The organism is Citrobacter sp. Cf125, assembly GCF_030333935.1.
GTDB lineage: Bacteria > Pseudomonadota > Gammaproteobacteria > Enterobacterales > Enterobacteriaceae > Citrobacter > Citrobacter freundii.
On record NZ_JAOWEY010000022.1, the window covers coordinates 1,299,959 to 1,320,674 of the forward strand.

At 52.3% G+C, this 20,716-nt stretch carries 20 protein-coding genes; 9 read left to right on the forward strand and 11 right to left on the reverse strand.

The genetic code is table 11. The annotated features are described in order from the left end of the window. Positions 1–9: 9 nt before the first annotated feature. From lepA to rseD, 6 genes are all read right to left on the reverse strand, one after another. Entirely contained in the window at positions 10–1,809 is a 1,800-nt protein-coding gene (gene lepA / locus OGV89_RS10430) for a translation elongation factor 4 (RefSeq protein WP_003037577.1), read from the reverse strand. A gap of 270 nt (positions 1,810–2,079) precedes the next feature. Continuing rightward, the gene (gene rseC / locus OGV89_RS10435; RefSeq protein WP_003037576.1) at positions 2,080–2,544 is read right to left on the reverse strand and encodes a SoxR-reducing system protein RseC; all 465 of its coding nucleotides are present in this window, start codon (positions 2,542–2,544) and stop codon (positions 2,080–2,082) included. After that, positions 2,541–3,497, reverse strand: a complete 957-nt coding sequence (rseB, locus tag OGV89_RS10440; RefSeq protein WP_003847063.1) for a sigma-E factor regulatory protein RseB — start codon at positions 3,495–3,497, stop codon at positions 2,541–2,543. Before rseB ends, rseC begins: the two co-directional genes overlap by 4 nt. Beyond that, complete coding sequence (rseA, locus tag OGV89_RS10445) at positions 3,497–4,147, reverse strand: anti-sigma-E factor RseA (protein WP_003037574.1); 651 nt, start codon at positions 4,145–4,147, stop codon at positions 3,497–3,499. The genes rseB and rseA overlap by 1 nt, the downstream gene beginning before the upstream one ends. Before the next feature lie 31 nt (positions 4,148–4,178). Beyond that, a complete protein-coding gene (gene rpoE / locus OGV89_RS10450; protein ID WP_003037573.1) occupies positions 4,179–4,754 on the reverse strand; it encodes an RNA polymerase sigma factor RpoE in 576 nt (191 codons plus the stop codon). After that, on the reverse strand, positions 4,751–4,915 hold the full coding sequence (rseD, locus tag OGV89_RS10455; RefSeq protein WP_049259737.1) for a rpoE leader peptide RseD: 165 nt from the start codon (positions 4,913–4,915) through the stop codon (positions 4,751–4,753). Before rseD ends, rpoE begins: the two co-directional genes overlap by 4 nt. A 263-nt stretch (positions 4,916–5,178) precedes the next feature. Here rseD and nadB point away from each other — a divergent pair, with 263 nt between their 5' ends. Continuing rightward, entirely contained in the window at positions 5,179–6,801 is a 1,623-nt protein-coding gene (gene nadB, locus OGV89_RS10460) for an L-aspartate oxidase (protein ID WP_003037572.1), read from the forward strand. On the opposite strand, the gene trmN is transcribed toward nadB, so the two are convergent. Next, a complete protein-coding gene (gene trmN, locus OGV89_RS10465) occupies positions 6,786–7,523 on the reverse strand; it encodes a tRNA(1)(Val) (adenine(37)-N(6))-methyltransferase TrmN (protein WP_003847060.1) in 738 nt (245 codons plus the stop codon). The genes nadB and trmN overlap by 16 nt on opposite strands. 130 nt (positions 7,524–7,653) lie before the next feature. Here trmN and srmB point away from each other — a divergent pair, with 130 nt between their 5' ends. Next, positions 7,654–8,982 (forward strand): ATP-dependent RNA helicase SrmB, encoded by a 1,329-nt coding sequence (srmB, locus tag OGV89_RS10470; protein WP_003037569.1) that lies wholly within the window; start codon positions 7,654–7,656, stop codon positions 8,980–8,982. A gap of 17 nt (positions 8,983–8,999) precedes the next feature. Here the strand turns inward: srmB and OGV89_RS10475 are convergent, their stop codons facing one another. Next, a complete protein-coding gene (locus OGV89_RS10475) occupies positions 9,000–9,896 on the reverse strand; it encodes a LysR family transcriptional regulator (RefSeq protein WP_003847059.1) in 897 nt (298 codons plus the stop codon). A gap of 102 nt (positions 9,897–9,998) precedes the next feature. On the opposite strand from OGV89_RS10475, the gene eamB reads away from it, so the two are divergent. After that, on the forward strand, positions 9,999–10,586 hold the full coding sequence (eamB, locus tag OGV89_RS10480; protein ID WP_003847056.1) for a cysteine/O-acetylserine transporter: 588 nt from the start codon (positions 9,999–10,001) through the stop codon (positions 10,584–10,586). A 79-nt stretch (positions 10,587–10,665) separates the two neighbouring features. Here the strand turns inward: eamB and grcA are convergent, their stop codons facing one another. Then, positions 10,666–11,049, reverse strand: a complete 384-nt coding sequence (gene grcA, locus OGV89_RS10485; protein WP_003037563.1) for an autonomous glycyl radical cofactor GrcA — start codon at positions 11,047–11,049, stop codon at positions 10,666–10,668. Between the two features lie 317 nt (positions 11,050–11,366). Between grcA and ung the strand changes: the two genes are divergently transcribed. Continuing rightward, complete coding sequence (gene ung / locus OGV89_RS10490; RefSeq protein ID WP_003847054.1) at positions 11,367–12,056, forward strand: uracil-DNA glycosylase; 690 nt, start codon at positions 11,367–11,369, stop codon at positions 12,054–12,056. 33 nt (positions 12,057–12,089) lie between these two features. On the opposite strand, the gene OGV89_RS10495 is transcribed toward ung, so the two are convergent. After that, on the reverse strand, positions 12,090–13,169 hold the full coding sequence (locus OGV89_RS10495) for a tRNA/rRNA methyltransferase (protein WP_003037560.1): 1,080 nt from the start codon (positions 13,167–13,169) through the stop codon (positions 12,090–12,092). A gap of 207 nt (positions 13,170–13,376) precedes the next feature. Here OGV89_RS10495 and trxC point away from each other — a divergent pair, with 207 nt between their 5' ends. The 5 genes from trxC to OGV89_RS10525 all read left to right on the forward strand — a co-directional run bounded on the left by trxC (position 13,377) and on the right by OGV89_RS10525 (position 19,099). After that, a complete protein-coding gene (gene trxC, locus OGV89_RS10500) occupies positions 13,377–13,796 on the forward strand; it encodes a thioredoxin TrxC (RefSeq protein WP_003037559.1) in 420 nt (139 codons plus the stop codon). Positions 13,797–13,865: 69 nt separating this feature from the next. Then, on the forward strand, positions 13,866–14,564 hold the full coding sequence (tapT, locus tag OGV89_RS10505; RefSeq protein ID WP_003847051.1) for a tRNA-uridine aminocarboxypropyltransferase: 699 nt from the start codon (positions 13,866–13,868) through the stop codon (positions 14,562–14,564). 36 nt (positions 14,565–14,600) lie between these two features. Beyond that, complete coding sequence (locus tag OGV89_RS10510; protein WP_003847049.1) at positions 14,601–17,261, forward strand: bifunctional acetate--CoA ligase family protein/GNAT family N-acetyltransferase; 2,661 nt, start codon at positions 14,601–14,603, stop codon at positions 17,259–17,261. Between the two features lie 114 nt (positions 17,262–17,375). After that, positions 17,376–18,731: a CDP-diacylglycerol--serine O-phosphatidyltransferase gene (pssA, locus tag OGV89_RS10520; RefSeq protein ID WP_032939274.1), complete on the forward strand. Its 1,356-nt coding sequence runs from the start codon at positions 17,376–17,378 to the stop codon at positions 18,729–18,731. A 32-nt stretch (positions 18,732–18,763) separates the two neighbouring features. After that, positions 18,764–19,099 (forward strand): YfiM family lipoprotein, encoded by a 336-nt coding sequence (locus tag OGV89_RS10525; RefSeq protein ID WP_153687927.1) that lies wholly within the window; start codon positions 18,764–18,766, stop codon positions 19,097–19,099. On the opposite strand, the gene OGV89_RS10530 is transcribed toward OGV89_RS10525, so the two are convergent. After that, entirely contained in the window at positions 19,096–20,394 is a 1,299-nt protein-coding gene (locus OGV89_RS10530; RefSeq protein ID WP_016150786.1) for an MFS transporter, read from the reverse strand. The two genes, OGV89_RS10525 and OGV89_RS10530, sit on opposite strands and share 4 nt — an antisense overlap. Positions 20,395–20,716: the final 322 nt, after the last annotated feature.

A 20,716-nucleotide genomic window follows, 5' to 3' on the forward strand; every position in this document is an offset into this window, starting at 1 on the left:
TCCTTAAGATTATTTGCTGTCTTTACCGACATGCAGAATGGCGAGGAACGCTTCCTGCGGCAGTTCGACGTTACCGATCTGCTTCATGCGCTTTTTACCCTCTTTCTGTTTTTGCAGCAGCTTTTTCTTACGGCTGATATCACCGCCGTAGCATTTCGCCAGAACGTTTTTACGCAGCTGCTTCACGGTTGAACGCGCGATGATGTGCGTACCAATGGCCGCCTGGATCGCGATATCAAACTGCTGGCGAGGGATTAGATCTTTCATCTTCTCAACCAGTTCACGGCCACGGCTCTGGGAGTTGTCGCGGTGAGTAATCAGCGCCAGCGCATCGACACGTTCGTTGTTGATAAGGACATCAACGCGCACCATGTCAGACGCCTGGAAGCGTTTGAAGTTATAGTCCAGCGACGCATAGCCGCGAGAGGTCGACTTCAGACGGTCGAAGAAATCGAGTACTACTTCCGCCATCGGAATCTCATACGTCAGCGCCACCTGGTTACCGTGGTAAACCATGTTGGTCTGGACGCCACGCTTCTCGATACACAGGGTGATGACGTTGCCAAGGTAAGCCTGCGGCAGCAGCATGTGACACTCAGCGATCGGCTCACGCAGTTCGTAGATGTTGTTCAGCGGCGGCAGCTTGGACGGGCTATCGACGTAGATAGTCTCTTTCGCCGTGGTTTCGACTTCGTAGACTACGGTCGGCGCGGTAGTGATCAGATCCAGATCGTATTCACGCTCCAGACGTTCCTGAATGATCTCCATGTGCAGCAGACCAAGGAAGCCACAACGGAAGCCGAAGCCCAGCGCGGTAGAGCTTTCCGGTTCGTAGAACAGGGAGGCGTCGTTCAGGCTCAGCTTGCCAAGCGCGTCACGGAAGTTTTCATAGTCGTCAGAGCTGACCGGGAACAGACCGGCGTAAACCTGTGGCTTCACTTTTTTAAAGCCTGGCAGCGGTTTGTCTGCCGGGTTACGCGCCTGCGTCAGGGTATCGCCAACCGGCGCGCCGAGGATGTCTTTAATCGCACAAACCAACCAACCTACCTCGCCGCATTTCAGCTCGGTACGGTCAACCTGTTTTGGCGTGAAGATCCCCAGGCGGTCGGCGTTATAGACCTGACCGGTGCTCATTACTTTAATTTTGTCGCCTTTACGCATGGTGCCGTTTTTAATACGCACCAGCGACACCACGCCAAGGTAGTTGTCGAACCAGGAGTCGATGATCAGCGCCTGTAATGGGCCTTCCGGATCACCTTCCGGCGGCGGAATGTCGCGTACCAGACGTTCAAGAACGTCAGTGACGCCAACGCCAGTTTTCGCCGAGCAGCGAACGGCATCTGTCGCATCAATACCGACGATATCTTCGATCTCTTCCGCTACGCGTTCAGGATCGGCGGCCGGTAGGTCGATTTTGTTCAGAACCGGCACCACTTCCAGATCCATTTCCATGGCGGTATAGCAGTTAGCCAGGGTCTGCGCTTCTACGCCCTGCCCGGCATCAACCACCAGCAGTGCACCTTCACAGGCGGCAAGCGAGCGGGAAACTTCATACGAGAAGTCAACGTGGCCCGGGGTGTCGATAAAGTTAAGCTGATAGGTTTCACCATCAGATGCTTTGAAATCGAGCGTCACGCTCTGCGCTTTGATAGTAATACCGCGCTCACGCTCAAGATCCATCGAGTCGAGAACCTGCGCTTCCATTTCACGGTCAGACAGGCCACCGCAGATCTGGATAATACGGTCAGACAGCGTCGATTTACCGTGGTCGATGTGAGCTATGATTGAAAAGTTACGTATGTTCTTCATATAGTGTAATTATTGTGCCTTACGCCCGCCTGAGCAGGCTCTGAGAAGTCGCTGTTCTGAGCTTAACGTCTGTTTAAGTGAAACGCCGCATTCTACACTACAACGCTGAGGCGAGGAAATGTTCATAGAGCAAGGATAGCGGGAACTGGAAACAACTTTGCAAAGTCGATGAAACTTTTGTCGGATGGCGGCATAAACGCCTTATCCGGCCTACGCCTGCATCTGAGGACGCTGTAGGCCTGATAAGCGCAGTGCCATCAGGCAAAGATATCACTGCTGGGTTTCGACGCGAATAAGATCGGGTGGGAGAGCAACGTTCAGAATGACCGGCTGCCAGGCTTCGCGTTCAGCAAGCTTACGAGAGTATCCACGAGCAATCAGGAATCCGCCCACGCCCCCCAGCACTGCTCCGCTTAATGCCGCAAGATCGGAACCAAACAGTACCTGGAATAGCGCCGCGAAAAGAAACAGTCCCGCCAACGGAGACATGTAGACCAGCATCGCCGAACCGAGCAGGCTACCTTCGGCAATGCCCAGTTCAACTTTTTGACCAGGGGTCAAGGGTTCGTCGCAGGGCACCACGATGGTGTGTGTGGTCTGTGGTCCCAGTTTGTTCAGCACGCGGCTCCCGCATCCGGCCCGGGAAGCACAGCTGCTACATGATGCTTTAACATCACAGCTGACCGTCGCCAGACCATTTTGCCAGGAGACGACCGTCGCCCACTCTTTAATCATTGTGCAGCCCTGAACTTAATATTATCCGCGATACGCTTCGCCGTTTGCGGCGGAAGCTCACCGACAATAGTGATTTCGGCGTTATCTCGCACGCTGGTGCTAACCGTGCGGCGTCCAGTGCGCAGCAGTTGATCGGCGCTGTTTTGCATCGCGCGGTTTACGTTCACGGAGAAACTGAACAGACCATCGGAATAAAGCCGTGATTCGATCGGCATGTTATCCATCGTCGGCAGCGGACGTCGACTGCTGGACACCTCGCTGAAGCCTTGCGGCAACCACGACGGACTCCAGTTGAAGTTGGTTTTCTCACCCGCAGGAACTGACAACAACGGCGGCAGATTGGCTTTCGCCAGCGTCTGCATGCTGTCGCTGACACCGTTGTTAACAGTAAACGCGATGACGCGGAACTGTTCCAGCGTTTCGCCATCACGGTCAAGAAGATCAACACGCATTGGCAGCTTGGTCTCAGTGTCCATCCAAACGATATAGCTGTAACGGGTGCCGTCACGCGCCACAACGCGGATCACTTCACAGAGCCTGTCGGCAATACGGGTGCGGCCTACTGAGATAAAATCATAGTAGGGAGCAAGACGTTTGAAGTCGGTGTAAATCAGGGAGGGCAGTGAGTCAACGATATAGTCGCCGTTCAGCGTGAACGGTTCGAGACCTGGCTCAAAATAACTGATTTCGTTGCCACGTTGTACCACTTCCCGGCGCGGACCATCCATTTGCAACAGTTGCGCGAGCGGACGGTTATCCAGGCGGGCATGGCGATAACGTAGGGATTCAACACCCTGCTTATTGATGCTGACAAATGACAGCTCATAGGTGAGCGACTGGCTGGCCAGATTCATCTGCTGCAACAACGCCCCGGACGCAGGATTGGCCGAGGCGTTGACAGAGAAGAACAGGCTACCAGCCACAAGTGACATGGCAAACCAAAGTTGCTTCATTACTGCGATTGCGTTCCTAAAGTTTGAATTCCTGGCACCTGCACAGCGGCTTGCTGTGTCTGGGCCTGCTCAAACTGAAGCTGTTCAGAGTGCAGTCGACGTTGCAGTTCGTAATCCTGCAACATGGCATTAATACGACGACGCTGCTCCTGTACCTGCTGTTGCTGACCGCCGCTGGCCGTCGCGTCAGAAGGTACACCCAGGCTTACCGGACTGGCTTTACCCATCATCGGTAATGTATTAAATACCGGCGTTTCGGGCTGCTGGGACGTTTCAGATTGCCCATTATAGTGCTGGACGCCAACAATAACTGCAAGTGATACACACGCGGCCACACCCATTTGAGTAAGCTGCGCGGCCCACGGACGCATTTTCTTCCAGAACGGCATTTTCTGCCACTGGTGCGGTGCTGGCTGGGCCTCAGGAATCAATGGCGCCGTCTGACGTACCGGCTCATCCTGGATGGCGGCCATTACGCGGGCGGAAATATCGAAATGGAGAACGTCGGCAGTATCACCTCGCATGGAATCGCGAATCAGGTGATAACTCTCCCAGGTTTTTTGCATTTCCGGGTCGTGAGCCAGCTCTTTGAGCAACTCAGTATCCAGCGTTTCGCCATCCATTAAAGCGGAAAGTTTTTCTTTCTGCATGCCTAATACCTTTTCCAGTATCCCGCTATCGTCAACGCCTGATAAGCGGTTGAACTTTATTATCAATAGCTTCCCTCGCTCGGAAGATACGTGAACGCACCGTACCCACCGGACAATCCATGATAGCGGCTATCTCTTCATAGCTCAGGCCATCCAGCTCCCGCAAGGTTATTGCCATGCGTAAATCTTCCGGGAGGGACTCAATAGTTCGGAAAACTATCTGTCTCAGTTCTTCTGACAACATTAAGTTCTCAGGGTTCGAAATTTCTTTCAGCGCACCGCCACTTTCGTAATTTTCTGCTTCAATCGCATCTATATCACTGGAAGGTGGACGACGCCCCTGAGCGACCAGGTAATTCTTCGCTGTATTGACCGCAATACGATACAGCCAGGTATAAAAAGCACTATCCCCCCGGAACGAGTCCAGCGCACGATAGGCTTTGATAAATGCTTCTTGTACTACATCGGGTACATCACCCGATGGTACATAGCGAGAAACCAGACTCGCCACCTTATGCTGATAGCGCACTACCAGTAGGTTAAAGGCTTTCTGATCTCCCTTCTGGACCCGTTCTACCAGGACCTGGTCCGTTAACTGCTCGCTCATCCGAGGTAAAGTCTCCCCAAACCAAATTTCCACGCGCCTTCGAAACGCCACTCCATCAGCTTCACTATGAGCAAGCAAATGCTTAGAGTGCTCAAGTTTCGTAAAGTTCCGTTACGCATTGTTTTTTGTTTGTCATGTTGTAGACAGGTCTTATCTCTCATTATAAGTCTACATAACCCGATCAACGCACTATCTGTACAGAAATGCCCATTTCACCGCTTGCAGAGTAACCCAACGGGCACTTTATTTCATCACATAATCTGATGCTAACGGCCTGCTTCACAAAATATTTTTGCCTATTTCACCCTCATCATGTTTTTCTTTCATGTTTAGTCATTGCAACACGTTTAAAAATAAAACGTGCAGTATCGCGCAATGTGGTGCTATGGTGACCAAACACTGTTTAGTAAATTAAACAAAAATCATGAATACGACTCCTGAATTATCCTGTGACGTGCTGATCATTGGCAGCGGGGCTGCCGGACTCTCACTGGCGCTGCGCCTGGCTGAAAAGCATCAGGTTATTGTCCTGAGCAAAGGGCCGGTCAGCGAAGGCTCGACATTTTATGCCCAGGGCGGTATTGCCGCGGTTTTCGATGAAACCGACAGTATCGACTCCCACGTTGAAGATACGCTGATTGCCGGGGCCGGGCTGTGCGATCGCCATGCGGTGGAATTTGTCGCCAGCAATGCGCGTACCTGCGTTCAATGGCTTATCGATCAGGGCGTCTTATTTGATACGCAGGTTCAGCCTAACGGTGAAGAGAGCTATCACCTGACCCGTGAAGGCGGTCACAGCCATCGACGCATCCTGCACGCTGCGGATGCTACCGGCAAAGAAGTCGAAACCACCCTCGTCAGCCAGGCACAAAATCATCCCAACATCCGGGTTCTCGAGCGCAGTAATGCTGTCGACCTGATTGTCTCCGATAAAATCGGTCTGCCGGGAACGCGTCGGGTTGTCGGTGCCTGGATCTGGAATCGTAATAAAGAAGCCGTAGAAACCTGCCATGCGAAGTCGGTAGTGCTGGCAACCGGCGGCGCGTCAAAGGTGTATCAATACACCACCAATCCGGATATTTCCTCGGGTGACGGAATTGCAATGGCCTGGCGTGCGGGATGCCGCGTCGCCAACCTGGAGTTTAACCAGTTTCACCCAACAGCGCTGTATCATCCGCAGGCGCGCAATTTTCTGCTGACCGAAGCGCTGCGCGGCGAAGGCGCGCACCTGAAACGCCCGGACGGTTCACGCTTTATGCCCGATTTTGACGAGCGTGGCGAACTGGCTCCCCGCGATATTGTCGCCCGCGCCATTGATCATGAAATGAAGCGCCTGGGTGCAGATTGCATGTTCCTCGATATCAGTCATAAACCGGAAGAATTTGTTCGTCAGCATTTCCCGATGATTTATGAAAAGTTGCTGGGACTGGGCATTGATCTAACCAAAGAACCTGTTCCCATCGTGCCTGCCGCGCACTATACCTGCGGCGGCGTGATGGTTGATGACTTTGGCCGTACCGATGTCGATGGGCTGTATGCGATCGGCGAAGTGAGTTACACCGGCCTGCATGGCGCCAACCGGATGGCATCGAACTCATTGCTGGAGTGTCTGGTTTACGGTTGGTCCGCGGCTGAAGATATCGACAGGCGTATGCCTTATGCACGCGGCGTCAGCACGCTCCCGGGATGGGATGAAAGCCGGGTAGAAAATCCAGATGAATTGGTTGTTATCCAGCATAACTGGCATGAGCTGCGGCTGTTCATGTGGGATTACGTCGGTATTGTGCGCACCACTAAACGTCTGGAACGCGCCCTGCGTCGTATCACCATGCTGCAACAGGAAATCGACGAGTATTACGCCCATTTCCGTGTGTCGAACAACCTACTGGAGCTGCGCAATCTGGTGCAGGTTGCCGAGCTGATTGTCCGCTGCGCGATGATGCGCAAAGAGAGTCGGGGCCTGCACTACACGCTGGATTACCCAGAACAGCTTCCAGAGGCGGGCCCGTCAATTCTCTCGCCGCTCAGTCATCACATAAACAGATAGAACGCCTGGGTCAGCGCCGTATAACCTTCAGAGTAACGTTGGTCTGGCCCACGGATCACCAGCCTGTCGCTAAAGCACTCCCCGGCCTGCGGGGAGAATGCCAGCAATACCCGATGCGGTAGACGGGCCTCGGTTTCTGCTACATCCGTGCGCAATCGCAGATGCCAGCCTATGCTAAGCGCCTGCTGAGTAAATGCGTTACCAATCTGCTCCGGTAGCACCACACAAAAAAAACCGTCTTCCGTAATGCTGTCCGCCGCCAACGTAAGCAACGCCTGGTGATCGAGCGAGGTGGTATAGCGGGCCTGCTCGCGCTGCGGTGTAGCGCATTCCACGCCCTGTTCATAATAGGGAGGATTGCTGATTATCAAATCAAAACGCACGGTCTGACGCGGTATCCACTGTTGCGCATCTTCTGTATGAACACTCACGCGATGCATCCACGGAGATTGCGCGATGTTCTCCTGCGCCTGCTGCGCGGCGTCGACATCAAGCTCCACGGCGTCAATGATGACGTTTTCATCAGTGCGCTGGGCCAGCATCAGCGCCAACAGGCCGCTCCCGGTACCAATATCCAGGATCCGCTTTACGCCCGCAACGGGGGCCCAGGCCCCCAATAAAATGCCGTCCGTTCCGACTTTCATTGCACAGCGATCGTGTGCCACAAAAAACTGCTTAAAAGTAAATCCATTACGTTTCAGTACGGATGTAGACTGGGGCATGAAGAACAACCTTCCTGGAAAAAAAACGATAACATAGGATAAAAACAATACCTGAGAAGGTATATCCATACAAACAGATGAAGATTGCAGCCGTAACGTCTATAATCAGCGCCCCACTCAGAGGTAGAACATGACTGTAACGACTTTTTCCGAACTTGAACTCGATGAAAGCCTTCTGGATGCCCTCCAGGAAAAAGGTTTCACTCGCCCGACCGCCATTCAGGCTGCCGCCATTCCGCCTGCGCTCGATGGCCGTGATGTACTCGGTTCTGCGCCGACAGGCACCGGTAAAACGGCGGCATATTTGCTGCCAGCGTTGCAGCACCTGCTCGACTTCCCACGCAAGAAATCTGGTCCGCCGCGCATTTTAATCCTGACGCCAACGCGCGAACTGGCGATGCAGGTTGCTGAACACGCCCGTGAGCTGGCGAAAAATACGCATCTGGATATCGCGACCATTACCGGCGGCGTGGCTTACATGAACCACATGGAAGTCTTTAGCGAAAACCAGGACATCGTGGTTGCCACCACGGGTCGTCTGCTGCAATACATTAAAGAAGAAAACTTCGACTGCCATGCGGTTGAGACGCTAATTCTCGATGAAGCAGATCGTATGCTGGACATGGGTTTTGCCCAGGACATCGAACATATCGCCGGTGAAACCCGCTGGCGTAAGCAAACCATGCTGTTCTCCGCCACGCTGGAAGGCGATGCGATTAAAGATTTTGCCGAGCGTCTGTTGGAAGATCCGGTCGAAGTCTCAGCGGATCCGTCCACCCGCGAACGCAAGAAGATCCATCAGTTTTACTACCGTGCTGATGACATCGAGCACAAAACTGCCCTGCTGATCCATCTGTTAAAACAGCCGGAAGCGACCCGCTCGATTGTCTTCGTACGTAAACGCGAGCGTGTGCACGAGCTGGCAGGCTGGCTGCGCCAGGCGGGCATTAACAACTGCTATCTCGAAGGCGAGATGGTGCAGAACAAACGCAATGAAGCGATCAAACGCCTGACCGATGGCCGCGTGAACGTGCTGGTAGCCACCGACGTTGCCGCTCGCGGGATCGATATTCCTGACGTCAGCCATGTGTTTAACTTCGACATGCCGCGCAGTGGCGATGCCTATCTGCACCGCATTGGCCGTACCGGTCGCGCAGGTCGTAAAGGTACTGCGATCTCTTTGGTTGAAGCGCACGACCATCTGCTTCTCGGCAAAGCGAGCCGCTATATTGACGAGCCGCTGAAAGCACGCGTCATCGACGAACTGCGTCCAACCACGCGCGCGCCAAGTGAGAAATCCAACGGTAAACCATCCAAGAAAGTGCTGGCGAAGCGCGCCGAGAAAAAAGCGAAAGAGAAAGAGAAGCCGCGGGTGAAAAAACGTCACCGCGATGCAAAAAATATCGGCAAACGTCGTAAGCCGAGCGGAGCTGCTACCCAGCAGTCCGACAAAGAGTAAACCGAATGCCGGGCCGTTTAGCCCGGCATTTTTTCACGTGATGCAAAACTCTCTTCAATACACTCAAGAAACACACGCATCGCCGGACTAACGACTTTTCCGGCATGATAACCACACAATGCCGTAATTAACTCAGGTTGTTCACTGTACGGTAATTCAATCAACTCCCCTGAACGTAGCTCCCTCTCAACGGCAAAACGCGGCAAAAAGCTGACCCCAAGATTTGCCGATACGCACTGCTTAATGCTTTCAATGCTCCATAACTCAATGGTATTTTCCAGCGTAATCTGTCGTTTACGCAGTAGCCCCTCGAAGCGCTGTCTGAAAATACATTGCGGCTCATTAATGATAAAACTGCAGGGAATGTGCTGGTTATACTGAGTAAAATCAACGTGCTGGAGCAGCGGCGAAGCAACTAATGCCAGTGACTGATCGCCAAGCGGCATCAACTCAAGGGCATCGTCATTACCCACCCGATAAAACACCCCCAGATCGACCTCATCACTGAGCAACGCATCGCGAATGACATAACAATTGAGTGACTGTAAAGACAACTGCACATGGGGCGCACGTTGTTTAAATCGCTGTAAAACCTGCGGCATTTTATACGCCAGCAGCGTTTCGCCCGTCGCGACACGTAGCTCGCCGCTCGGCTGCGCATCCTGATGTGCTGACTGTCGAATCGATGCCATCACGCGAGTCAGGTCATGGATATGCGGCATCAGCCGTTTTCCCTCACTGGTGAGACACATCCGGCGTCCAATTTTTTCAAACAACTGCACCGAAAGTTCTTGCTCAAGCTGTTGAATATGAAAGGTAACTGTTGATTGCGTACAACACAGTTTTTGTGATGCCCGCAGGAATGAGCCCTCTTCCACCACTGTTTTTAACGTAATAAACCGACGTAAATCCATTCGCACTAACCCATCGAAAATATCGAATTCAGAATGCAAAAACATTCATTTTTTTAAATGTTTTGTCTCGGGTACTGTCTACCAAAACAGAGGAGATAACAAGTGACCCCCACCCTTTTAAGTGCATTCTGGACCTATACATTGATTACCGCGCTAACCCCCGGACCAAACAACATCCTTGCGCTCAGTGCCGCGACATCACACGGTTTTCGTCAGAGTACGCGCGTACTGGCCGGAATGAGTTTGGGCTTTTTAATCGTCATGCTGATGTGCGCCGGGATTTCATTTTCACTGGCGGTTCTGGATCCTGCCATTATCCATTGGCTCAGTTGGGCTGGGGCAGCTTATATCCTGTGGCTGGCGCTGAAGATCGCCACCAGCCCGGCTACAAACGATGGTTTGCTGTCAGAGCCGATTAGCTTCTGGGCGAGTTTTGGCTTGCAGTTTGTTAACGTCAAAATCATTTTGTACGGCATTACCGCGTTATCCACGTTTGTATTACCGTACACTCAGGACGCACACTGGCTGATTGGGGTGAGTATTCTGTTGGCGCTGATCGGCACCTTCGGAAATGCCTGCTGGGCGCTGGCGGGCCATCTTTTTCAGCGCGTTTTTCGCCGTTACGGCCGGCAGTTGAATATCATTCTGGCGCTGCTGTTGGTGTATTGCGCGGTAAGGATCTTTTACTAACGGATGCAAAAAAGCGGAAGACACACTGGCATCTTCCGCTTTTTGATTCTTTGCTAAACGGGGCTATTCCCCGTGAGCCTTACAGGCTCTCAGTAAAGGTACGAGCAATAACGTCGCGCTGCTGTTCTGGGGTCAGAGAGTTGAAACGCACTGCATAACCAGAAACACGGATGGTCAACTGCGGATATTTTTCCGGATGCTTAACTGCATCTTCCAGCGTTTCGCGACGCAGAACGTTCACGTTCAGGTGCTGACCACCTTCCACGCGGACTTCCGGCTGTACGTCTACCGGTACTTCACGGTATTCGATTTCGCCCAGTTTGCTGACAGCAACGACTTCATCAGCATTGAAACCTGCTTTCGCAACGATGCAGCGTGCTTCGCCTTTTTCGCTGTCCAGCAGCCAGAAAGAGTTCAGCAGGTCGTCGTTTGCAGCTTTAGTAATCTGGATACCTGTAATCATTTGATGCCTCCCCGGCAAAATTATTTGATCTCGGTTGGCCGTCATCCGGCCAATTGGTAAAACCATTGTTGCTTGAGTGTATATATACCCCTCACACACCCTCGAATCTTTGATTTAAATCAATAAAAACCACACATGAAAAGTGGTGATAGGTGGATTTTATTGTTTTACATCAACTTACGCAGTATACACAGCTAAACTTTTTACATAAATTTTCAACTATCTTTAAGGGGTAGACCATTGAGAAACGTACAGAATTTTGCGACGTCGAAAGAAGCAGTTAAGCTAGGGGGATTGAAAATTCGCAGGAGAGCGAGATGGCCACCGAATTAACCTGGCACGATGTGCTGGCTGAAGAAAAACAGCAGCCTTATTTTGTTAACACACTGCATACTGTTGCCGGCGAGCGTCAGTCAGGAATGACAATTTATCCGCCGCAAAAAGATGTGTTTAACGCGTTTCGTTTTACCGAGCTTGGTGACGTGAAAGTTGTCATCCTGGGTCAGGATCCTTACCACGGCCCAGGCCAGGCACACGGTCTCGCGTTCTCTGTTCGTCCGGGGATTGCCACTCCACCTTCGTTGCTGAACATGTACAAAGAGCTGGAAGCAACAATTCCCGGCTTCACCCGCCCCACACACGGATATCTGGAAAGCTGGGCACTCCAGGGGGTACTATTACTCAACACCGTACTCACCGTTCGCGCCGGTCAGGCACATTCTCACGCCAGCCTTGGGTGGGAAACATTTACCGATAAAGTCATCAGCCTGATTAACCAACATCGGGAAGGCGTGGTTTTCCTGCTCTGGGGTTCTCACGCACAGAAGAAAGGCGCGATTATTGATGCGCAGCGTCACCATGTGTTGAAAGCGCCACACCCATCACCGCTCTCTGCGCATCGCGGTTTCTTTGGTTGCAATCACTTTGTACTGGCGAATGAATGGCTGGAACAACGAGGTGAAAAACCGATTGACTGGATGCCGGTATTACCCGCAGAAAGCGAGTAAAAAAATGCCAGCGATTCGCTGGCATTTTTATTATCAGGCTTTGTTCTGACGCCACCACTCCGCGAGCAACACGCCGGTCGCGACAGAAACATTGAGCGTTTCTACCTTGCCGGTACCGTCAATCGCCACGCACAGGTCGTCGGCTGAACATGCTGCTTCTGGCAGAGCTTCACGCTCACGCCCTAATACCAGCACCATTTTTTCCGGCAGCGTGGTAGTAAACAGCGGTTTACCTTTCACGCTTGAGGTCATCACTACCGTGTAACCCGCGTTACGGAAATCGTCCAACACATCGACAATGCTGTCACCGGTAATCGGCTGAACATGCTCTGCTCCACCTTCAGCAGTACGGATAGCCGCCCCCGATTCCAGCAGCGCCGCATCCTGAACCACCACGCCTTTCACACCGAAGTGCGCGCAGCTACGCATCATACCGCCCAGGTTATGCGGGTTAGCGATATCTTCCAGTGCCAGCACGCAATCCTGCGCCCCTGCCTGACCGACCCACTGCTTAACGGTAGTACCGTTACGTTTTTTGATCAGGAAACAGACGCCACCGTGGTGTTCAGTGCCAGAGGCTTTCGCCAGCTCGGCTTCGTCAACCACGTGATAGGCTTTGCGGTTTGCCGCCATCCAGCGTAATGCTTCTTTAAAACGCGGGGTTACGCTCTGAACAAACCAGGCGCGGACGATAGCGTCCGGACGACTCTGGAACAGAGCCTGACAGGCATTCTCACCGTAAACGCGGGTTTCTTCCGCGCGCTGACGGCGTAATACTTCAGGATCGATAAAGCTCTTACCGCTAATACCGCCGTGATCGGCTTTATCCGCTGCGTCATCATTCGGTGCGCGGGAAACGGTACGCCACGGTGAATCTTCACGTCTGCGGTCGCGTTCTACATCGCGGTCACGCCCGCGTTCACGACCACGTTCGCTGTTCGGACCCTTTCGTTCATCACGGGCAGGGCGACGACCGCCTTCGGCTCGGGAAGTACCGGGGCGACCGCCGCCTTTGCCAGTACGTGGATTTTGGGTGCGTTTATCCGAGTCATCGTCACTGCGGACGTACATCACTTTGACCTTGCCGTTTTTGTTCTTCAGTTCGTCGCTCATGTTTTTCTCCACCTGCTCTGCGCGAAGCGCGCAGATTACCCGATGTGCACGTCGTTAGCCATTATTTCATTTAAAAGCTAAGGACTATTGTACTCATTGAATAAAACGCATTGTTGTTTAGAACAGACTCTCCGATAATATGTAACATAATAGAAACATACTGGCGTTTATGCCGTGAAGTCCACTCCACTCATCCAGAGGTTAGTTATGAATACCGTTTGTACCAGCTGCCAGGCTATCAACCGCATCCCTGACGATCGTGTCCAGGAAGCGGCTAAATGCGGACGCTGTGGTCACGACCTGTTTGATGGGGAGGTGATCAATGCGACCGGTGAGACACTGGATAAACTGTTAAAAGACGATCTCCCGGTGGTCGTTGACTTTTGGGCCCCCTGGTGTGGTCCATGTCGTAACTTCGCCCCGATTTTTGAAGATGTCGCGGAAGAGCGTAGCGGCAAAGTGCGTTTTGTTAAAGTGAATACGGAAGCCGAGCGTGAACTCAGCGCCCGTTTCGGTATCCGCAGCATTCCGACCATCATGATCTTCAGAAAAGGTGAAATCGTCGACATGCTTAACGGCGCTGTACCAAAAGCCCCGTTTGATAGCTGGCTTAACGAATCATTATAATCTCTACGGGGTGCATCTTGTGCCCCGTTTTCACCTCTGCGACAATAGCGTTTTTCAACGTGTTTCCCCATGACCGATAACGCTGTTCTTCAGTTACGCGCTGAGCGCCTCGCGCGCGCCACGCGTCCTTTCCTTGCCCGAGGTAATCGCGTTCGCCGCTGTCAACGCTGCCTGCTGCCGCAGAAGCTCTGCTTGTGCGCAACTCTGGCGCCCTCTGAGGCAAAAAGTCGCTTTTGTCTGGTGATGTTTGATACCGAGCCGATGAAGCCCAGCAACACGGGGCGTTTAATTGCCGATATTCTGCCCGATACCACGGCTTTTCAGTGGTCACGTACCGAGCCGCCGCAGGCGCTGCTGGAACTGGTAAAAAATCCGGATTACCAACCGATGGTTGTATTCCCGGCCTCCTATGCGGGTGAAGAGCGTGAAGTGATTTTCACGCCACCAGCCGGTAAGCCCCCATTGTTTATCATGCTCGACGGCACCTGGCCTGAGGCGCGTAAAATGTTCCGCAAAAGCCCGTACCTCGATAACCTGCCGGTGATCTCTGTTGATTTATCACGCCTTTCTGCTTACCACCTGCGTGGCGTTCACGCCGAAGGGCAATATTGCACAGCCGAGGTGGCCATCGCCTTGTTGGATCTGGCGGGAGATACGCAAGCCGCAGAAGGGTTAAGCGATCATTTTACTCGCTTTAAAACCCGCTACCTGGCAGGAAAAACTCAACATCAGGGAAACGTCACAGCAGATTCATCAGAAAACGTTTAAAATCATTCGGTCACTGGTGTCATTAAGGAAGCCGATATGAGTCAGCGTGGTCTGGAAGCACTATTGCGACCGAAATCCATTGCGGTGATTGGGGCGTCAATGAAGCCTAATCGCGCGGGTTACCTGATGATGCGTAACCTGCTTGCTGGCGGTTTCAATGGACCTGTTTTACCGGTGACGCCCGCATGGAAAGCGGTGTTGGGCGTACTGGCGTGGCCCAATATCAACAGCCTGCCTTTTAGCCCCGATCTCGCCGTGTTGTGCACCAATGCCAGCCGTAACCTGGCATTACTCGAAGCACTTGGCGAGAAAGGTTGTAAAACCTGCATTATTCTCTCAGCACCCTCGGCGCAGCACGCGGAGCTGCTGGCCTGCGCATCACGCTACAACATACGTCTTCTGGGTCCCAACAGCCTGGGACTTCTCGCACCCTGGCAAGGACTTAACGCCAGCTTTTCCCCCGTCCCGATTAAGCGCGGCAAGCTGGCTTTCATCTCTCAATCCGCCGCCGTGTCCAATACCATACTCGACTGGGCACAGCAGAGAGAAATGGGCTTTTCTTACTTTATCGCGCTGGGTGATAGCCTGGATATCGACGTTGATGAGCTACTGGATTACCTGGCACGCGACAGTAAAACCAGCGCGATATTGCTGTATCTCGAACATTTAAGTGATGCCCGGCGCTTTGTTTCCGCCGCCCGTAGCGCCTCGCGCAATAAACCTATTCTGGTGATTAAGAGCGGTCGCAGCCCTGCAGCGCAGCGTTTACTGCATACCAGCGCCGGGATGGACCCTGCGTGGGATGCAGCTATTCAGCGCGCCGGTTTACTGCGCGTACAAGACACTCACGAGCTGTTCTCAGCAGTCGAAACCTTGAGCCACATGCGTCCACTACGTGGCGACAGGCTAATGATCATCAGCAATGGGGCCGCGCCTGCCGCACTGGCATTAGATGAACTGTGGTCAAAAAATGGCAAGTTGGCGACGTTGAATGAAGACACCTGCCAGAAATTACGCGATGCCTTGCCTGAACATGTTGATATCGCCAACCCACTGGATCTGCGTGATGACGCCAGCAGCGAACACTACGTTAAGACGCTGGATATTTTGCTCGCCAGCCAGGATTTCGACGCGTTGATGGTGATTCATTCACCCAGCGCAGCCGCTCCCGGAACCGAAAGCGCACAGGCATTGATTGAAGCGGTAAAGCATCATCCCCGAGGAAAATTCGTCTCGTTGCTGACCAACTGGTGCGGAGAGTTTTCCTCACAGGAAGCACGCAGACTGTTTAGCGAAGCCGGATTACCAACCTACCGCACGCCTGAAGGCACTATCACTGCATTTATGCATATGGTGGAGTACCGGCGTAACCAGAAGCAACTGCGTGAAACGCCTGCGCTACCTGACAATCTGACCACCAACACCGCCGAAGCGCATAATCTGTTACAACAGGCGATTGCAGAAGGCGCAACGTCGCTGGATACTCATGAAGTTCAGCCTATTTTACAGGCCTATGGCTTACATACACTGCCGACATGGATCGCCAGCGACAGCGCAGAGGCCGTACACATCGCGGAGCAAATCGGCTACCCGGTGGCGCTCAAGCTGCGTTCTCCTGATATCCCGCATAAGTCGGAAGTTCAGGGGGTAATGCTCTACCTGCGTACAGCAACAGAAGTGCAGCAGGCTGCCAATGCAATTTTCGATCGGGTAAAAATGGCCTGGCCGCAGGCACGCATTCACGGTTTATTAGTACAAAGTATGGCGAATCGCGCTGGTGCTCAAGAACTTCGCGTCGTCGTTGAACACGACCCGGTATTTGGTCCGTTGATTATGCTGGGTGAAGGTGGTGTTGAGTGGCGACCGGAAGAGCAAGCCGTGGTGGCCTTGCCGCCATTGAACATGAATCTGGCGCGTTATCTGGTGATCCAGGGGATCAAAAATAAAAAGATCCGCGCTCGCAGCGCACTACGTCCGCTGGATATCGCCGGGTTGAGCCAACTTCTGGTGCAGGTCTCCAACTTGATCGTCGACTGCCCGGAAATTCAGCGTCTGGATATTCATCCTCTGCTGGCCTCCGCCGAAGAATTTACCGCGCTGGACGTTACGCTGGATATTGCCCCTTTCGTGGGAGATAACGAAAGCAGGCTGGCTGTACGTCCCTACCCCCATCAGCTTGAAGAGTGGGTGGAGTTGAAGAACGGCGAGCGCTGTCTGTTCCGCCCCATTTTACCGGAGGATGAACCTCATCTACAGCAGTTCATTTCTCAAGTGACAAAAGAAGATCTTTATTATCGCTATTTCAGTGAGATCAATGAATTTACCCACGAAGATTTAGCCAATATGACGCAGATCGACTACGATCGGGAAATGGCTTTTGTTGCGGTGCGTTGTAAAGATAATCACGAAGAGATCCTCGGCGTAACGCGAGCAATCTCGGATCCTGATAACGTAGATGCTGAGTTTGCCGTACTGGTTCGTTCCGATCTCAAAGGGCTTGGACTGGGTCGCCGATTGATGGAAAAATTAATTGCATATACCCGAGATCACGGACTTATACGTTTGAATGGTATTACGATGCCAAACAATCGTGGGATGGTCGCCCTGGCCCGAAAACTCGGGTTTGTTGTTGACGTCCAGCTCGAAGAGGGAATTGTTGGGCTAACGCTTAATCTGGCCCAATGTGAGGAATCGTGAGTAAGGTACTGGAAATGTTGACCACATTAATGGGTACTGGTGGTATCATTGCCCGCTTATGTCGTCTGCATAGCACAGAGGACCCTTCAATGAACAGAGAAGAAATGCACTGTGATGTTGTCAAAATTTAAGCGTAATAAACATCAACAACACCTTGCCCAACTACCCAAGATTTCTCAGTCAGTTGATGATGTAGATTTCTTTTATGCTCCCGCTAATTTCAGGGAGACTCTGCTGGAAAAAATAGCCAGCGCGACGCGACGGATCTGCATTATTGCGCTGTACCTGGAACAGGATGACGGTGGTAAAGGCATACTTGACGCTCTCTATGCGGCAAAACGGCAGCGTCCTGAACTGGATGTCCGGGTACTTGTCGACTGGCACAGAGCTCAGCGCGGTCGTATTGGGGCTGCGGCATCCAATACTAATGCTGACTGGTATTGCCGAATGGCGCAAGAAAACCTTGGTATCGATATTCCTGTTTATGGCGTTCCGATTAACACCCGTGAAGCGCTTGGCGTCCTGCATTTCAAAGGCTTTATTATCGATGACAGCGTCCTGTACAGCGGGGCCAGTCTGAACGATGTTTACCTGCATCAGCATGATAAATATCGCTATGACCGTTATCAGTTGATTCGCAATGCGCAAATGGCCGATATCATGTTCGATTGGGTTACGCAGAACCTGATAAAGGGTCGCGGCGTTAACCGCCTTGATGATATCAACCGACCTAAAAGCCCGGAAATTAAAAACGATATCCGCCTGTACCGCCAAGAACTGCGTGATGCGTCATTCCATTTTCAGGGTGATGCTGATAACGAACAGCTTTCGGTTACGCCTCTGGTGGGCCTTGGGAAATCCAGTCTGTTAAATAAGACCATTTTCCATCTTATGCCCTGCGCGGAGCACAAACTCACAATCTGTACCCCTTATTTCAACCTGCCCGCCATACTGGTGCGCAATATCATTCAACTGCTGCGTGAAGGGAAAAAGGTTGAAATCATTGTCGGTGATAAAACCGCCAACGACTTTTTCATTCCAGAAGATGAGCCATTCAAGATCATCGGCGCGCTGCCTTATCTGTATGAAATAAATCTGCGCCGTTTCCTGAGCAGATTGCAGTATTACGTGAATACCGACCAGCTGGTCGTACGCCTATGGAAAGATGATGACAACACCTATCATCTGAAAGGTATGTGGGTTGATGATAAATGGATGCTGCTCACCGGCAACAACCTTAACCCTCGCGCCTGGCGTCTGGATCTGGAAAATGCCATCCTTATCCACGATCCTAAGCAAGAGCTGACTCCCCAGCGCGATAAAGAGCTGGAGCTTATCCGTACGCATACTACCGTCGTTAAGCACTATCGCGACCTGCAAAGTATTGCTGACTATCCAGTCAAAGTGCGTAAGCTCATTCGTCGACTACGCCGTATTCGTATCGACAGATTAATTAGCCGTATTCTGTAATCAAGACCCCGTCCAGTGACGGGGTTTTTCATATGGAGGCAACGGTGCGCCTGTTCATTCTTACCAGCATCCTGGCCATTTCTGGCTGCAGCCACATGGCTAACGACCAGTGGAGTGGGCAAGACAAAGCTCAACACTTCATCGCCTCCGCCATGCTTGCCGCAGCCGGCAATGAATATGCCCAACATCAGGGCAACAGCCGCGATCGCAGTGCGGCTATCGGCCTGATGTTCTCAGTCAGCCTGGGCGCGTCAAAAGAACTGTGGGACAGCCGTCCCGCAGGGAGCGGCTGGAGCTGGAAGGACTTCGCCTGGGATGTTGCAGGCGCGTCTACCGGCTATGCGGTCTGGCAACTGGCACATTACTAGAGGCGCAGACCTTTCCCCTTCCCATGCAGCATCAGCGATACTAAAAACGCGACAACTGCCAGCGCGGTGACGTACCAGAAGAATGTCGTTTCCATACCGACAGACTTCAGGGATAACGCCACATATTCAGCTGAGCCACCAAACAGGGCATTAGCCACCGCATAAGATAAGCCAACTCCCAGAGCGCGCACCTGCGCCGGGAACATCTCAGCCTTCAAAATACCGCTGATTGACGTATAGAAACTCACGATTAACAGGGCACTCATCACCAAAGCAAACGCCATATACGGGGATGTTACGCTTTGCAATGCTGTCAGAATGGGAACAGTGAAAATCGCAGCCAACGCGCCAAAACACAGCATTGAAGTACGCCGGCCAATCTTATCTGACAAAGCGCCGAACAGCGGTTGAACCAGCATGAACACACACAGTGCCGCCGTCATAATCCCGCTGGCTACGTTGGCATGCATACCAGCTGTATTGACCAGGTATTTCTGCATGTAGGTTGTGAACGTGTAAAAACACAACGAACCCGCGGCGGTAAAGCCAAGCACCATGACAAAGGCTTTGCGATTACGCCACAGACCTTTCAGGGAACCCGCTTCTTTCAGCGCGCGAACGTCCTGTTTCGAGGTTTCATCCAGTTGGCGACGCAGCCATAGCGCAACAATAGCCAGCACGGCGCCCAACGCAAATGGAATACGCCACCCCCACGCTCTGAGCGCAGAGTCTTCTAACGTGTGCTGTAATATGACCACAACCAACAATGCCAGTAACTGCCCGCCGATTAACGTCACGTACTGGAATGAAGCATAAAAACCTTTCTTACCTTCAACGGCAACTTCACTCATATAGGTCGCGCTGGTTCCGTATTCACCACCTACAGATAACCCCTGGAATAGTCTGGCCAGCAGTAATAACGCAGGGGCCCAGGTACCGATAGTTTCATATCCCGGTAGACAAGCGATCACCAACGATCCCATACACATCATACAAACGGACAGCAACATGGACTTTTTACGCCCGTGCTTATCCGCAATACGGCCAAACAACCAGCCTCCAATTGGTCTCATCAAGAAGCCTGCGGCAAACACGCCGGCGGTTTGTAAGAGTTGTGTGGTGGTATTTCCTGATGGGAAAAAGATATGAGCAAAATAAAGAGAACAGAAAGAGTAGATATAGAAATCAAACCATTCGACCAGATTCCCTGATGATGCTCCGACAATCGCCCATATACGACGGCGGGTATCGCCGTCTGCCAGCGCCCCGTTCTCAGTTACACTACTATCAGCCATTAGAATTGTACCCCTGCCAACGATCGCATGAATTTATCAATGATGGTTGTGTGTTTTTTGGTGAATTAAATGTTATATAATTGTTATATATTATTATGCAGGAAAGATCACGATTTTAATTAGCAGAGAAAGGATTCAGATATGTTCGAGGGAGAGATCCGTGTAGTAGATCGAGACAGTGTGCTTTTGTTAGTCGATTAAGGCGGTTACGTCGAATCCAGCAATCTGCCGCCGGAATTGCGTGATGCGCTGCGCTTATCAGGCCTGCACAATACGTTCAGCCCGGCGGTTTTTACCCCGCACACACGCAAAAAAGCCCATC